Genomic DNA, 16,239 nt, shown 5'->3' with positions numbered 1-16,239 from the left:
GAAACGACGTCTTTTGGTGGCAACAAGTTGCTTAACGGTACTCACGGTACTAAATCATTCCAAATCGGTGCAGACAACGGTGAAGCGGTAATGCTTCAACTGAAAGACATGCGCTCTGATAACGCTCAGATGGGTGGTAAGAGCTACCAAACTGAGAACGCGAAAGATAAAGATTGGAACGTTCAAGCAGGCTCTAACGACCTAAAAATGTCGTTCACTGATAACTTCGGTCAAGCACAAGAAATCGACATCAGCGCAAAAGCGGGTGACGACATCGAAGAGCTAGCAACGTACATCAACGGTCAACAAGACTCTGTTAAAGCGTCTGTAACTGAAGACGGTAAGCTACAAATGTTTACTGGTAACAACAAGGTTGAAGGCGAAGTGGCATTCTCTGGCAGCCTGGCTGGCGAACTAGGCATGCAACCTGGCAAAGACGTAACGGTTGATACTATCGACGTAACATCAGTTGGCGGCGCACAAGAGTCTGTAGCTATTATCGATGCGGCACTTAAGTATGTAGATAGCCACCGTGCTGAGCTAGGTGCTTTCCAAAACCGTTTCGACCACGCTATCAGCAACTTAGACAACATTAACGAGAACGTTAACGCATCTAAGAGCCGTATTAAAGATACCGATTTCGCGAAAGAAACGACTCAGATGACTAAGTCTCAGATCCTTTCTCAAGCTTCAAGCTCGATTCTTGCTCAAGCGAAGCAAGCACCGAACTCGGCACTTAGCCTACTAGGTTAATCGATTGAAAGGCCACGTTGACTATAAGTAGTTTTGATCATAAGCGTTAACGTTAGGCTTCCACAAATTAGCTCGTGGTGAGAGATGAGCGCTAAACAGACCCAGCTTCGGCTGGGTTTTTTATTGCCTGAAATTTGGTGAAGGTGTATTTGGAAAAGTGTAGTGCGGGTAAACAGAAGCGAAAGCGAGATTCCCTATCACGCTCGTTCCTCACTGTAGGGAATGACGGGATCGGGAAATGATAATTTCATCGCTTATTGTACCGAAGCTACCTTTCGTAATTCCAGAACCGAGTAAAACGAGGTATCAGGAATCTGACTTTTAATGAGCGGACTTGTTTAGTTCTCGCTTATCATTCTAGGGAGTGACGAGTTACTTATTGGTCGATGAGAAGATTCATCGTCATCCCAGAATCGAATAGAACGAGATCTCAGGGATCTCTTTTGGTTTTATATTCAACACCACGCTCAATAATCAAGAAAACGGGAAACTTTAGCGAATGTCGCCCTATTAATTGAAGCCCGATCACACTTTCCTTTGTTGTTGAAAAGAATATGAAAAAAAGCGCATTTTTTATTAAAGCTTCTAATTAAGGGGCCGTTAAAGGGATTGAGAGAAATGATATGTACCAATGTAAGGTGAGAGAGACACTGGTGCATAAACAAAATTGACATGTATTTGTGTGAGGTGAGAGTCACATAAGTACATTAAAAATGCCTAAAGGAGATCAACTATGGCGATTAATGTAAGCACAAATGTGTCTGCAATGACGGCTCAGCGCTACCTAAATAGCGCGGCTGAAGGTACTCAAAAATCAATGGAGCGTTTGTCTTCTGGCTATAAAATCAATAGCGCAAAAGATGATGCTGCTGGCCTACAAATCTCTAACCGCTTAACGTCGCAAAGCCGTGGCCTAGATATGGCTGTGAAAAACGCGAATGACGGTATCTCTATTGCACAGACAGCTGAAGGTGCAATGAATGAGTCAACCAACATTCTGCAACGTATGCGTGACCTTTCTCTTCAATCTTCAAATGGTTCAAACAGCAAATCTGAACGTGTTGCGATCCAAGAAGAAGTCTCTGCTCTAAATACAGAACTTAACCGTATTGCTGAAACGACCTCTTTTGGTGGTAATAAGCTTCTTAACGGTACTTACGGCAGCCAATCTTTCCAAATCGGTGCAGATTCTGGTGAAGCAGTAATGCTGACTATGAACAACATGCGTACCGACACTCAAGACATGGGTGGTAAGAGCTACGGCGTTACAGAAGGCAAAGATGCTTCTTGGCGTGTAGGTGCTGGTGCTGACTTAACAATCAAATACAACGATAAGTTTGGTGAAGCACAAGAGTTGTCTATTTCTGCGAAGGAAGGCAACGATATGGAAGAGCTAGCAACTTACATCAACGGCCAAAGCCAAGATGTTAAAGCGTCGGTAGGCGAAGGCGGTAAACTGCAACTTTTCGCTTCAAGCCAAAAAGTTGATGGTGATGTCGAGTTCGGTGGCAGTCTTGCTGGTGAACTAGGTATCGGTGCAGGTAAAGACGTTACTGTTAACGATATCGACGTAACATCGGTTGCAGGTGCAAACGAAGCGGTATCTATCATTGATGGCGCACTAAAATCTGTTGATAGTAACCGCGCATCTCTTGGTGCTTTCCAAAACCGTTTTGACCATGCAATTAGCAACTTAGATAACATTAACGAAAACGTTAATGCGTCTAAGAGCCGTATCAAAGATACCGATTACGCGAAAGAAACAACGGCTATGACTAAGTCTCAAATCCTACAACAGGCGAGTACTTCTATCCTAGCTCAAGCAAAACAATCACCATCAGCAGCTCTAAGCTTATTGGGCTAAACTTACCTCGGTAAGTAGCGGTAAACTCTACTCTGGGTAGAGTTTTACTGTATGGCTCATAAAGGAGGGAGGGAGAGTGTTATGGAAATATCATCCAACGCATCGAACATCCAGCCTTATGGCTCACCTAATGGCATTAAAATTGCAAGCGATGAAGGTAGTAGTGCGTCGAGTATTTCGCGACTAAAAGAAGCAACATCTTATGGCAAGGTAGAGAAATCGAAAGAGGAAGCTACCGAAGCAGCGATTCAATTAGCTCAACATAGACAAGAGCTAAATGATGAAGAGCGAGTCAAAATGGTGGAGAAGGTAAACGAGTTTATCTCCTCCCTCAATAAGGGTGTTGCCTTTAAGGTCGATGAAGAGTCGGGTAGGGATGTGGTGACCATTTATGAGACCACAACCGGTGATATTATTCGCCAAATACCCGATGAAGAAATGCTTGAAATTCTAAGACGCCTAGCAGCCCAAAACTCAAATAGTCGAATATTTGAGGTGAAGGTTTAAGTCGTATTATTGAGGTGGTTTAATGAGTTTTGGCCCAATGGGGATTTCGTCTGGCATGGATATCAATTCCATGGTCAGCAAAATTGTTGATTCGGAGCGTGTACCTAAACAGCAACGAATTGACAATGAACGAACGCGAATCGATACCAGCATTAGTGCCTATGGAAGACTCAGAGAATCCCTCGATTCGATGAAAAACCTGATGACAAACTTTCGTCAGGAAAAAGCTTTTGCTGTGCGAACAGTGGAAAGTACCGATGAAGCGCTTGTCTCTGCAACCGCGACTACCGAAGCGATCGCTGGCAAATATGCCATCGATGTGTTGCAGCTTGCCCAAAGCCATAAAGTGGCTTCTGATGTACTGTCAGAGGACATGAAATTTGGCCCAGGTAAGCTGCAGGTTTCGCTTGGTGATGACAGCTTTGACGTGCAAGTTGGCGACAGATCGAGACTTATCGAAGTTGTTCGTGGTATCAACGGTGCAGATAGCAACCCAGGCGTTCGTGCATCTATTATCAACGATGTCGAAGGTCCAAGACTTATTATTGCCTCGAACCAGTCTGGTTCAGATCAGCAGATCAGCATTAATGTTGAGTCAGATGCTGCCAATCCCTTAAAAAAACTCGAATACAAAACGCTTGAAGAACGTGTTAAAGCGCTAGAGAAAGCGCGCGTTGCTGCTCAAGATATTCTAGCTCTAACCCCTGCAGGAAAAGCCGTTGAACTCATCGATGAAGTGATCGCTAGCGATGACCCAAATGCGAATGAAACACTCGATAAAGATGGCAATATCATCCCAGCAGCCCAAACCGATTCTACTTCAGATGTTGACGGAGACTCTAAAAGTCTCAGCTACGGTGAGCAAGCAGCCGCCGACGGCCAAGCCGCCCTAGACGCAGCTCAAGCGGCAAAGTCTGTGATGCCTGAAGATAATATCCCTGGCTGGACTGAAACCGCGTCAGGTACGCTTTTAGATTCTTACTACACACCAGAACTTGAGCTTGATGAAAAAGCGATAGAGAAGGCACCCGATGTGCCGGGGTGGTCAAATGCTGCCTCAGGTACTCTGACCGATTCATACGTGACACCGAAAGAAGCCCAACAAAAGCTTGAGGCGGAACAAGCGCGTATCGAAGAGAAGATTTCACAAGAAAAAGCGGAGTTGGCTGAGAAAGTTCAAAAAGGCGAACTCACCGCAGAGCAAGCCAAGAAAATTGAGCGTGCCAAATTAGAACCCGAAGAGCGCGAGCTCTTAGAGAAGGTCGATAAAGCGCAAGCAGATCTTGAACAAGCACAGCAATCTTTTGATACCTATAGTGGAATGACTGAAGTTCAGGCTGGCCAAGATTCTATGGTTGTCCTAGATGGTGTTGCTCAACTCTCTAGTAATAACAATGTGATTGAAGATGCCATTGAAGGTATTGATATTACGGTGAAAGGAAAAACGCCAAAAGATAAGCCGCCGGCAGAAATTGGTGTGGAGTACGACCGTAATAGTGTTCGCCAAGACATTGAAGCTTTTGTTAATTCTTATAATCAGTTTTACCAAGTGTCTAAAAACTTGGCGGGTGTTGACCCAACGACTGGCCAAAAAGGCCCGCTGTCTGGTGACAGTACCGTGCGTAACGCCGACTCACGATTAAAAGGTGTGTTCTCATCAAGTATCGAAGGTGCGCCAGACAATCTAAAGTCTTTGACTGAATTCGGTATCACCACCACAAGACAAGGCTCGCTAGAAATCAACTACGATATGCTTGACCGTCAACTCAACAATAACTTTGATAAGTTGGGTGAGTTCTTTGGTGGCAACAACGGTTTCGCCAAAAAAGTGGAAGATGCGATTCAAGGTATCACAGGTATCACGGGTTCAATCCGTACTAGAGAAAAGAGCTTGGTCGAGCAAAACTACCGTTTGGTTGATGACCAAAGCGCGCTCGACCGCCGCATGGACAGCCTAGAGAGCCGTACCCGCTCTAAGTTCACAGCCATGCAAGATGCGACCAGTAAGATGCAATCTCAGCTGGGCAGTATGATGAATGCGTTGGGCTAATAGATGAATAGCCAGCTACAAGAGCTTTGTGAACTCGATCAACTAATTATCTCTAAACTGGAATTTAGTGAAATTAATGCTGAAGAAATAACGCAGCTTGTCGATAACAGAGAACAGTTATTGCAAAACGTGCTTCAAATAATCGACTCACATCCCGACGTTAAGCAAAGTTCTGAATGGTTTGAAGCCATTACCAGAACCAGAAAATTAGTCGAATTGATGCAGTCTGAGACGAGTCGAGTAGGTAAGACCCTACATAAATACCGTCACGGCGCTAAATCAGTTCAACAATACAAAAAGTTTTTATAGAAGAGGTTTACTATGCGCGGTTCTTTACAGGCATATAAAAAGGTATCAGTGGATAGTCAGCTAACGGCTGCCTCACCGCATAAGATTGTACAAATGCTAATGGCCGGTGCTATCGAGCGTTTGATTCAAGGCAAAGCGGCAATGCAAGCAGGCAACATCCCAGTGAAAGGTGAGCGACTTGGTAAGGCTCTAGATATCATTATTAGCCTACGTAGTTGCTTATCTATGGACGATGGTGGCGATATTGCGAAAAACCTAGATCAACTTTATGAGTTCATGATCACGCAAATTTCTGCGGCAAATCACAAAAATGACCCACAGCCTATTGATGATGTTATCGATATTATTCGCGAAATTAAGAGCGCTTGGGACCAAATTCCGAACGAATATCACAACTTGACGTCCGCTGACGTAGGTATTTAAAGAAAAATTGCAGTTTTAACCAATCTCATATCCCTTAATTGGTTGGTTGCCTTATTTTTTTAATCAAATAAAATAGAAGCCATTAGATAGCCTAATGGCTTTTTTCGTTGCTGATTTCCTAAATTTGTCCACGTAGACCATAATCATTGATACATCTCACTGTTTTATAGACTACGTTGCTCACCGTTTTTCCGCATCGCACCAAAATAAAGGCAATAATTCCTACTTATGCAAGGTTTGGCAAAACTGCTTGTCGTCGACGATAACGCTCAAGATCGTCACAATTTAAGCACAATATTAGAGTTTGTAGGAGAGAGCTGCGAAGTAATCAGCTCTGAACAAGCACGTAAAGTTGACTGGTCACTACAGTGGGCCGGCTGCATTATTGGTACCATTAAAGGTAAAGGCTTCAACGCATTACTGAATGAGAAGCTTGTTCACGCCAATCACATCCCTTTACTGGTGATTGGCAAAAACAATCACCCGGTTGACGAGTTGACTAACTATGTTGGTGAGCTTGAACTTCCTCTTAACTACCCGCAATTAAGTGATGCATTAAGACACTGTAAAGACTTCTTAGGCCGCAAAGGTGTTCAAGTTGTGTCTTCGGCACGCAAGAACACCCTGTTTCGCAGCCTAGTAGGACAAAGTGCTGGCATTCAAGAAGTACGTCACTTAATTGAACAAGTCTCTTCTACGGAAGCGAACGTGCTGATTCTTGGTGAATCTGGTACAGGCAAAGAAGTCGTAGCGCGTAACATTCACTATCACTCTAAACGTCGTTCAGGGCCTTTTGTTCCTGTAAACTGTGGCGCGATTCCACCTGATTTGCTTGAAAGTGAACTGTTTGGTCATGAGAAGGGCGCATTTACTGGGGCGATTACCGCACGTAAAGGCCGTTTTGAATTGGCTGAAGGTGGCACACTGTTTCTTGATGAAATTGGCGATATGCCGATGGCGATGCAAGTTAAGCTGCTACGAGTACTGCAAGAGCGATGCTTTGAGCGTGTAGGTGGCAATAGCACCATACAAGCTGATGTTAGAGTGATTGCGGCAACCCACCGCAACCTTGAAGATATGATCGACGATGATTCGTTCCGTGAAGATCTTTACTACCGCTTAAATGTATTCCCGATTGAAATGCCGGCGCTTCAAGATCGTAAAGAAGATATTCCACTGTTGCTTCAAGAGCTGATGACTCGAATGGAAGCGGAAGGCAGCATGCCTATCTGTTTCACGGCTCGTGCTATCAACTCTTTGATGGAGCATTACTGGCCAGGTAACGTTCGTGAACTAGCGAACCTGGTTGAACGAATGGTTATCTTGTATCCAAACAGCTTGGTTGATGTGAATCACCTGCCAACTAAATATCGATACAGCGATATCCCTGAGTTCCAGCCAGAGTTTAATAGCTTTGGATCTGAAGAGGAGCAAGAGCGTGATGCACTTGCTGACTTATTCTCAGAAGATTTCAGTTTTGATCAGCAAGATGATATTGCCGACAATGCTAATGCGCCTCAAGAGTTACCGCCAGAAGGGGTTAACTTGAAAGAGCTACTCGCGGATATGGAAGTGAATATGATCAATCAAGCGTTGGAAGCGCAGGGCGGCATTGTTGCTCGTGCTGCTGACATGCTTGGAATGCGTAGAACCACTCTGGTTGAAAAAATGCGTAAATATAACTTGCAGCGATAGTGTCCAGTTTTCGATGAAAACGAAAAACTAGCACACACTTTTTAGCTATTTGGTAACTCTAGCTAAGTGAACAGATAAACCATAGTCGAGTTGTTGCTTGCTTAACTATGTGATAAATATAGCAAATAGCCTGACTCGTGTTGTACGTCTCAGGCTGTTTTAGTATTTGAGGCAAATTTTTGACATGCGCGTATCTAACGAACCAGAAAATCAATCACACCTAGATTCTGTTGAACAGCAGGTTGAGCGCTATAAGCAAGTACTCGACGTGATGCCAGCAGGGGTTATCTTGTTAGATACACACGGCGAAGTGAGAGAAGCGAACCCTGAAGCGCATCGTATTCTTGGTGTTGAGTTGGTTGGTGAGAAGTGGTTTTCAGTGATTCAAAGTGCCTTTGACCCAAAAGACGATGACGGTCATGAGATCTCATTGAAGAACGGGCGAAAAGTGCGTTTGGCGATTTCAGCCTCTACCACGGGTCAGCTGATTTTGATTACCGATCTGACCGAGACCCGACTATTGCAGTCTCGCGTGAGTGATCTTCAGCGTTTGTCTTCATTAGGTAGAATGGTGGCCTCGCTTGCCCATCAAGTGCGAACGCCGCTTTCAAGTGCGATGCTGTATGCATCAAACCTTGCCGCGCCAAATCTGCCGCCGGCAACAAAAACGCGTTTTCAATCTAAGCTTATGGATAGATTGCATGACTTAGAGAAGCAAGTGAACGACATGCTGTTGTTTGCCAAAGGTGGTGACAACAAAGTCGTTAAGCCATTTACTGTGGCTGAATTGATCACTGAATTTCACCCTATGGTGGAAGCGGCATTGAAAACTAACCAGATTGATTATTGCCAAGAAGTTGAGGGCGAACAGACTCAAATGTTCGGCAACGCCAATGCTATCGCCTCAGCGTTAAGCAACCTAGTGTTGAACGCGGTTCAAATTGCGGGTAAGGAATCGCAGATCGATGTGTTTTTTAGGCCCGTAAATGGCGAGCTTAAGATATCAGTGCAAGACAGTGGCCCCGGCGTACCGAAAGAGCTTCAAGGTAAAATAATGGAACCCTTCTTTACCACTCGTTCACAAGGTACAGGTCTAGGCTTAGCGGTTGTACAAATGGTATGTCGAGCACATGAAGGCCGACTGGAATTGATATCAGAAGAAGGCGACGGCGCATGCTTTACCATGTGTCTACCGCTTGAAAGAAGTGCTTCTTCTGAAGACTAATAAGTTTTAACTGAATTTACACTGGAGAATCCTATGGCTCAAAGCAAAGTGTTAATCGTCGAAGATGATGAAGGTCTACGCGAAGCCCTTGTCGACACACTCGCGCTTGCTGGCTATGAATGGCTGGAAGCGGATTGTGCGGAAGATGCTCTGGTCAAATTAAAATCGAACTCCGTTGATATTGTCGTATCTGACGTGCAGATGGCGGGCATGGGTGGCTTGGCACTATTGAGAAACATTAAGCAGCATTGGCCAAATTTGCCGGTATTGCTAATGACAGCGTACGCCAACATCGAAGATGCCGTTGCTGCAATGAAAGAGGGCGCTATCGACTATATGGCAAAGCCATTTGCGCCAGAAGTGCTGCTCAACATGGTCAGCCGTTATGCGCCTGTAAAGTCGGATGACAATGGTGACGCTATCGTTGCTGATGAAAAAAGTATCAAGCTAATGATGCTGGCTGATAAAGTTGCGAAAACCGATGCCAACGTCATGGTGTTGGGCCCGAGTGGTTCTGGTAAAGAGGTGATGTCTCGCTACATTCACAATGCTTCTAGCCGAAAAGATGGCCCGTTTGTCGCGATTAACTGCGCGGCGATCCCAGACAACATGTTAGAAGCGACCCTGTTTGGTTATGAAAAAGGCGCATTTACTGGCGCTATTCAAGCTTGCCCGGGGAAATTCGAGCAAGCGCAGGGCGGTACAATTCTGTTGGATGAGATCAGTGAAATGGATCTTAGCCTACAAGCCAAACTACTGCGTGTTTTGCAAGAGCGCGAAGTTGAGCGATTAGGTAGTCGTAAGAGCATCAAATTGGATGTTCGTGTATTAGCGACCAGTAACCGAGACCTTAAACAGTATGTTTCTGAAGGGAATTTCCGTGAGGATTTATACTACCGCCTGAATGTATTCCCAATTTCTTGGCCTCCATTGTGCGAGCGTAAAGGCGATATTGAGCCTTTAGCCAAGCACTTAGTTGAGCGCCACTGCACCAAACTTGGTATGCCTGTACCCGTTATGTCAGCACAAGCGATCAGCAAACTCGTCAATTATCCGTGGCCGGGCAATGTTCGCGAATTAGACAATGTGGTACAGCGTGCGCTAATATTGAGCGAACAAGAGAACATCTCTGGTGAGCATATCCTTCTTGAAGGTGTCGATTGGCAAGACGCAAGCAGCCTACAACAAATCGTCGAAGGCAGTGACGTAGCTGCGCCAGAAATTAAGCCTATTGCCGAAGCAAACCCAATCAATAAAATCGCGGCTAGCAGCGAAGGGTTAGGTAATGAGCTTAGAGATCAAGAGTATGCGATCATTCTTGAAACCCTGATTGCATGTAATGGCCGACGCAAAGATATGGCTGAAAAACTGGGCATTAGCCCTCGTACACTGCGTTACAAGTTGGCTAAAATGCGCGATGCTGGAATAGATATCCCAAACTGAGGATAGATTAGTAGTGTCAGCTTTCTGACTAGTGTAATACGATATCTAGTCAATTAAATGTGTGGCACGCTAATTGCTCTGTCAATAATATAGCTAAATAGATGGTCATAATTTTGACTCCTGAGGTAGTAGATGAGAATAGATGGTTTACAAGGCGAAATGCAGGCAATGATGGTCGAAGCTGCCAGCGCGCGTCCCGCAGCAACGGGGCAAGCGGTCGGTGCAGATTTTGGCAACATGCTGACTAATGCCATCAATAATGTGAACTCATTACAAAAGACCTCAGGTGATCTTCAAGCTCGTTTTGATAGTGGCGACCAAAGCGTATCCCTATCGGACGTGATGATTGCTCGTAATAAATCTAGTGTGGCTTTTGAGGCGACGATCCAAATTAGAAATAAATTGGTCGAATCGTACAAAGAGCTGATGAATATGCCGGTATAAGTTGGGTAGTTAAATAGTGGCAGATAATAGTCAAACAACAGATTTAACCGTAAGCGATAGCAACGACCATGCACTTATTGCAGGCTCTGAGCTAGACGGAGAAGGGCAAAATCCCGATCTAGGTGAACGCAGTTCATCGAAGTTCGATATGGCTGTCGGTGATCTTGATTTACTTCGTCAGGTCGTCTTAGTCCTTTCTATCTCTATCTGTGTAGCGCTGATTGTGATGCTGTTTTTCTGGGTAAAAGAGCCAGAAATGCGTCCATTAGGGGCTTACGAAACAGAAGAATTGATCCCCGTTCTTGATTACTTAGATCTGCAAAAGATCGATTACACGCTTGAAGGCAATACCATCTCAGTACCGGCGAGTGAGTACAACTCATTAAAGCTTAATATGGTACGAGCGGGTTTGAATCAAGAGCGAAACGCGGGTGATGACATCCTCATGCAAGACATGGGTTTTGGTGTATCACAACGTTTAGAACAAGAACGCCTTAAATTAAGCCGCGAAAGACAACTTGCCAAAGCCATTGAGCAGATGAAACAGGTGCGTAAAGCTCAGGTTTTATTGGCCCTGCCGAAGCAGAGTGTTTTTGTACGTCATAATCAAGAAGCCTCTGCTTCTGTATTCCTAACTCTAAAAACAGGTACTAACCTCAAGCAGCAAGAAGTTGATTCTGTTGTGGATATGGTGGCAAGTGCCGTTCCGGGAATGAAAACCTCACGTATTACGGTGACCGATCAGCATGGCCGATTGTTGAGCTCAGGCTCTCAAGACCCTATGTCAGCGGCGCGTCGTAAAGAACACGAGTTAGAGCGCAATCAAGAACAAGCGCTGCGTGAAAAAATTGACTCCATCCTGATTCCTATTCTTGGGTTTGGTAACTACACCGCTCAGGTTGATATCCAGCTCGATTTCAGTGCTGTGGAGCAAACCAGAAAACGTTTTGATCCGAATACACCGGCGACTCGAAGTGAATACACTTTAGAAGATTACAACAATGGAAATACGGTGGCGGGTATTCCGGGTGCGTTGAGTAACCAGCCTCCAGCGGATGCCTCAATTCCACAAGATGTGGCTCAGATGAAAGACGGCGCGATGACAGGTCAAGGCTCTGTTCACAAAGAAGCGACTCGAAACTTTGAGCTAGACACCACCATCAGTCATGAACGTAAACAGAGCGGCACGGTTAATCGTCAGACGGTTTCTGTTGCGATCAAAGACCGCCAATCCTTGAACCCAGATACGGGTGAAGTGGTTCATACGCCAATCCCGGCGAGCGAAATCAATGCGATTCGCCAAGTACTGATTGGTACGGTGGGCTTTGATGAAACTCGTGGTGATTTGCTAAATGTATTAAGCATGCAGTTTGCGCCTCAAGTAACAGATGTTGTCGCTGATGTACCAATCTGGGAGCATCCAAACTTCAATGATTGGGTTCGTTGGTTTGCAAGTGCCTTGGTTATCATTGTGGTGGTGTTGGTACTTGTACGCCCTGCAATGAAGAAACTGCTTAACCCAGCAGCAGACAACGATGAACAGATGTACGGCCCTGATGGTATGCCAATTGGTGCCGACGGCGAAACCAGCTTAATTGGTGGTGATATCGAAGGTGGTGAGCTGTTTGAATTTGGTTCAAGCATCGACTTACCAAACCTTCATAAAGACGAGGACGTGCTGAAAGCAGTACGTGCACTTGTAGCGAATGAACCAGAGCTAGCAGCTCAAGTAGTTAAGAATTGGATGGTAGATGGCTAACGAACTAGTTCCACAACAAACTGAAGGCGGTGAAGTGCTTGATGTCTCTAGCGTGGATATCGGCTCTATCTCAGGCGATGAGCGCGCTGCGATCTTGTTGCTCAGTTTAAATGAAGAAGATGCTGCTGGTATTATTCGTCACCTAGAGCCAAAGCAGGTTCAGCGTGTGGGTAGTGCGATGGCGCGAGCTACAGACCTATCCCAAGAGAAAGTAGGCGCTGTGCACCGTGCTTTCTTAGATGATATTCAGAAGTACACCAACATTGGTATGGGCAGCGAAGACTTCATGCGTAATGCGTTAGTTGCTGCTCTGGGTGAAGACAAGGCGAATAACCTTGTTGACCAAATCCTTCTCGGCACAGGTTCGAAAGGTTTGGATTCGCTTAAGTGGATGGATCCTCGTCAGGTGGCGAGCATTATCATCAACGAGCACCCTCAAATTCAAACTATTGTGTTGTCGTACCTCGATGCCGATCAATCGGCTGAGATCCTGTCTCAGTTCCCAGAGCGAGTTCGTCTGGATCTGATGATGCGTATTGCCAACCTTGAAGAAGTTCAACCTTCGGCGCTTGCTGAACTGAATGAAATCATGGAGAAACAGTTCGCGGGTCAAGCGGGTGCTCAAGCTGCCAAAATTGGTGGCCTGAAAGCCGCGGCTGAGATCATGAACTACATGGATAACAACGTGGAAGGCGTCTTGATGGATCAAATCCGTGACCAAGACGAAGACATGGCAACACAGATTCAAGATCTGATGTTTGTCTTTGAAAACCTTATTGAAGTTGATGACCAAGGTGTTCAACGACTACTACGTGATGTTCCACAAGATATTCTACAGAAAGCACTTAAAGGTGCAGATGAAGGTCTACGTGAGAAGATCTTCAAGAACATGTCTAAACGTGCTGCCGATATGATGAGAGACGATATTGAGGCGATGCCGCCAGTCAAAGTCTCTGATGTTGAAGCGGCTCAGAAAGAGATTTTGGGTATCGCGAGGAAGATGGCAGACAGTGGCGAAATTATGCTGTCTGGTGGCGCCGACGAGTTCCTTTAATACAGAAATCTCAAAAGCCCCACACTGTTGGGGCTTTTCTTTATCCAATCTCGAACCACAGATTAACTCAGTTTAACTGCTTGAATTCACAATACAGTTAAGCCACTCATAGATAGGTACTGATATGTCAGGTGATAGAAAACGCGGCTTCCTTCGCCCTGAAGAAGATAATACGGTTGCCCAACCTCAGAAATGGGGGCTGCCTGACTACACCTCTGACGTGAGCAAACAAGCCAAAGAAACCGCTTTTAACTACGACCCTAGTTGGATGCCAACGGTTGAAGAAGCCATTGAAGATGAAGAGCTGGTTCTGACTGAAGAGCAAATCGAGCTGATTAAACAAGGCGCTTATCAGGAAGGGCTGCATCAAGGCCAAGAAGCGGGCTTTAAGCAAGGTTATGAAAAAGGTAAAGAAGAAGGTTTTGCCGCAGGTCACGAAGAAGGCAACGAAGCCGGCAAGCTTGAAGGCGTAACCGCGGGTCAAGAATACATTCAACAACAAGTGGCCGTCTTCATGGGGCTGGCAAACCAGTTTGCTCAACCGTTAGAGCTGATGAACGCTCAGGTGGAGAAGCAATTGGTCGACATGGTGCTTACCATGGTCAAAGAAGTGGTTCATGTTGAAGTGCAAACCAACCCACAAATCATATTAGATACCGTTAAAGAATCGGTAGAGTCGTTGCCGATTTCTGGTCACGCAATCACATTGAAACTCAATCCGGAAGATGTGGCGATCATTCGCTCTGCGTATGGCGAGACTGAATTGGACTGCCGTAATTGGACGCTGGTCGCAGAGCCAGCACTCAACCGTGGTGATGTACAAATTGAAGCGGGTGAGTCGAGCGTTAACTACCGCATGGAAGATCGTGTAAAGAACGTTATTCAAAATTTCTGCGGCGCAAATCGTCACCAAGGTCATGAGTAATGCTTGAGTTAGCGAATCGTCTCAGTCAGTACAAAGTCGAGGGGCTAAAATCGCGACCAATTGCCTCTGGTAAATTAGTACGCGTTGTTGGCTTAACGCTTGAAGCGACCGGCTGTAAAGCGCCAATCGGCAGTTTGTGTTTAGTCGAAACCATGTCTGGTCAGATGGAAGCCGAAGTCGTCGGTTTCTCTGGCGATAACCTATTTTTGATGCCGAGTGAGCAAATCACCGGGATCTTACCTGGCGCTCGCGTCACGCCAATGACTACCGAAAGTGGTATCCCTGTTGGAATGGAACTGCTCGGTCGAGTGATCGACGGCGTAGGTAATCCACTCGACGGTTTAGGTCCAATCTATACAGAGCAACGCGCTTCATTTAATGCGGAGCCAATCAACCCGTTAGCTCGTAAACCGATTTCTGAACCACTCGATGTCGGCTTGAAAGCCATTAATGGTTTGCTAACCGTGGGTAAAGGGCAACGTATCGGTCTGTTTGCTGGCTCTGGTGTCGGTAAATCCGTAACTCTGGGCATGATGACTCGAGGCACAACTGCGCAAGTAGTGGTCGTAGGCCTAATCGGTGAGCGTGGACGAGAAGTTAAAGAATTTATTGAAGAGATTCTTGGTGAAGATGGCCGTAAGCGTTCGGTTGTTGTTGCCGCTCCTGCCGACTCATCACCATTGATGCGCTTAAAAGGCTGTCAAACCGCGTTGGCTGTCGCCGAGTACTTCCGCGACCAAGGCTTAGATGTTCTGCTACTCATGGATTCATTGACCCGTTTTGCTCAAGCTCAGCGTGAAATTGCTCTGTCTGTGGGTGAGCCGCCAGCAACCAAGGGCTATCCGCCATCAGTCTTCGCTAAGCTTCCTGCGCTGGTGGAACGAGCAGGTAACGGCAATGATGAACAAGGTTCTATCACGGCTTTCTTTACCGTGTTAACCGAAGGCGATGACCTCCAAGATCCGATTGCCGATGCATCGCGAGCGATTCTCGATGGTCACGTTGTGTTGTCGCGTGAAATGGCTGATGCCGGTCATTATCCTGCGATTGATGTTGAGAAATCCGTCAGTCGTGTTATGCCGCAAATCACCACTGAAGAACATGTCTTGATGTCGAAAGCGGTAAGGCAAGTGCTGTCTATCTGCCGTAAAAACCAAGATTTGGTGTCGATTGGTGCTTACAAGCCAGGAACGGATCCAGCAATCGATAGTGCCTTCACGTTGAAACCAAAACTGGATGAGTACTTGCAGCAGAAGATGAAAGAGACCGTCCCATACGACATGTGCGTCAACATGTTGAAACATGTATTGGGTGGCTAACGGGTGAATAAGGTTAGTCATGGATAACGCATTAGAATTTTTGCTCGATCAAGCCAAAGATCAAGAGAACCAAGCGGTACTTGCGCTCAACAAAGCGAACTCTGAGCTGCAAGGCTACTATGAGCAGGTTGCGCAGATTGAAAAGTATCGACTGGATTACTGTCAGCAGCTCGTTGACCGCGGCAAGGCAGGCTTAACGGCGAGCCAATATGGTCACTTGAACCGCTTCTTAACTCAGTTGGATGAAACATTATCCAAACAGAGAGAAGCCGAGCACCACTTTAAAAATCAAGTCGACAACTGCCAAAGCTACTGGATGGAGTTACGCAAAAAACGTAAATCCTACGAGTGGTTGATGGAGAAAAAGCAGAAAGAGAAAGCAAAGCTGCAAGATCGAAGAGAACAAAAGCAAATGGATGAGTTTTCGACTCTGTTATACAGCCGAAAGAAGATGTGATCCTAAGCCACG

Annotated in this window: 15 protein-coding genes; all 15 read left to right on the top strand. The window is 45.8% G+C overall.

The window, feature by feature from the left end; all coding sequences use genetic code 11:
* The coding region (locus tag AB4274_RS09700; RefSeq protein ID WP_372111907.1) for a flagellin at nucleotides 1–753 on the top strand (753 nt) is incomplete at its 5' end.
* A gap of 733 nt (nucleotides 754–1,486) precedes the next feature.
* Entirely contained in the window at nucleotides 1,487–2,617 is a 1,131-nt protein-coding gene (locus tag AB4274_RS09695) for a flagellin (RefSeq protein WP_048661527.1), read from the top strand.
* A gap of 81 nt (nucleotides 2,618–2,698) precedes the next feature.
* Entirely contained in the window at nucleotides 2,699–3,124 is a 426-nt protein-coding gene (gene flaG / locus AB4274_RS09690; protein WP_048661526.1) for a flagellar protein FlaG, read from the top strand.
* 22 nt (nucleotides 3,125–3,146) lie between these two features.
* Entirely contained in the window at nucleotides 3,147–5,174 is a 2,028-nt protein-coding gene (gene fliD / locus AB4274_RS09685; RefSeq protein ID WP_372111904.1) for a flagellar filament capping protein FliD, read from the top strand.
* Nucleotides 5,175–5,177: 3 nt separating this feature from the next.
* A complete protein-coding gene (locus AB4274_RS09680; protein ID WP_017060688.1) occupies nucleotides 5,178–5,483 on the top strand; it encodes a flagellar protein FliT in 306 nt (101 codons plus the stop codon).
* 12 nt (nucleotides 5,484–5,495) lie between these two features.
* Complete coding sequence (gene fliS, locus AB4274_RS09675) at nucleotides 5,496–5,906, top strand: flagellar export chaperone FliS (protein WP_004736194.1); 411 nt, start codon at nucleotides 5,496–5,498, stop codon at nucleotides 5,904–5,906.
* Between the two features lie 228 nt (nucleotides 5,907–6,134).
* A complete protein-coding gene (locus AB4274_RS09670) occupies nucleotides 6,135–7,601 on the top strand; it encodes a sigma-54 dependent transcriptional regulator (RefSeq protein WP_017064122.1) in 1,467 nt (488 codons plus the stop codon).
* 184 nt (nucleotides 7,602–7,785) lie between these two features.
* The gene (locus AB4274_RS09665) at nucleotides 7,786–8,826 is read left to right on the top strand and encodes a PAS domain-containing sensor histidine kinase (RefSeq protein WP_017060686.1); all 1,041 of its coding nucleotides are present in this window, start codon (nucleotides 7,786–7,788) and stop codon (nucleotides 8,824–8,826) included.
* Nucleotides 8,827–8,859: 33 nt separating this feature from the next.
* Nucleotides 8,860–10,269: a sigma-54 dependent transcriptional regulator gene (locus AB4274_RS09660; RefSeq protein ID WP_017060685.1), complete on the top strand. Its 1,410-nt coding sequence runs from the start codon at nucleotides 8,860–8,862 to the stop codon at nucleotides 10,267–10,269.
* A 132-nt stretch (nucleotides 10,270–10,401) separates the two neighbouring features.
* Nucleotides 10,402–10,713, top strand: a complete 312-nt coding sequence (gene fliE / locus AB4274_RS09655; protein ID WP_017060684.1) for a flagellar hook-basal body complex protein FliE — start codon at nucleotides 10,402–10,404, stop codon at nucleotides 10,711–10,713.
* A 16-nt stretch (nucleotides 10,714–10,729) separates the two neighbouring features.
* Nucleotides 10,730–12,472 (top strand): flagellar basal-body MS-ring/collar protein FliF, encoded by a 1,743-nt coding sequence (gene fliF / locus AB4274_RS09650; protein ID WP_017060683.1) that lies wholly within the window; start codon nucleotides 10,730–10,732, stop codon nucleotides 12,470–12,472.
* Nucleotides 12,465–13,526, top strand: a complete 1,062-nt coding sequence (fliG, locus tag AB4274_RS09645) for a flagellar motor switch protein FliG (RefSeq protein ID WP_372111902.1) — start codon at nucleotides 12,465–12,467, stop codon at nucleotides 13,524–13,526. The genes fliF and fliG overlap by 8 nt, the downstream gene beginning before the upstream one ends.
* Nucleotides 13,527–13,650: 124 nt before the next feature.
* Nucleotides 13,651–14,451 (top strand): flagellar assembly protein FliH, encoded by an 801-nt coding sequence (fliH, locus tag AB4274_RS09640; RefSeq protein ID WP_017060681.1) that lies wholly within the window; start codon nucleotides 13,651–13,653, stop codon nucleotides 14,449–14,451.
* Nucleotides 14,451–15,770, top strand: coding sequence for a flagellar protein export ATPase FliI (gene fliI / locus AB4274_RS09635; RefSeq protein ID WP_017060680.1), 1,320 nt, complete (start codon nucleotides 14,451–14,453; stop codon nucleotides 15,768–15,770). Before fliH ends, fliI begins: the two co-directional genes overlap by 1 nt.
* A 19-nt stretch (nucleotides 15,771–15,789) precedes the next feature.
* Nucleotides 15,790–16,227 carry a flagellar export protein FliJ gene (gene fliJ, locus AB4274_RS09630; protein WP_017060679.1) on the top strand — a complete coding sequence of 146 codons (438 nt, stop codon included), beginning with the start codon at nucleotides 15,790–15,792 and terminating at the stop codon, nucleotides 16,225–16,227.
* The last annotated feature ends 12 nt before the right edge of the window (nucleotides 16,228–16,239 follow it).

It is taken from the genome of Vibrio sp. 10N.261.55.A10, assembly GCF_041470825.1.
GTDB classification, from domain to species: Bacteria; Pseudomonadota; Gammaproteobacteria; order Enterobacterales; family Vibrionaceae; genus Vibrio; species Vibrio crassostreae_C.
Note: the sequence above shows the minus strand (reverse complement) of the source record. Positions and strands in the feature narration are given on the sequence as shown.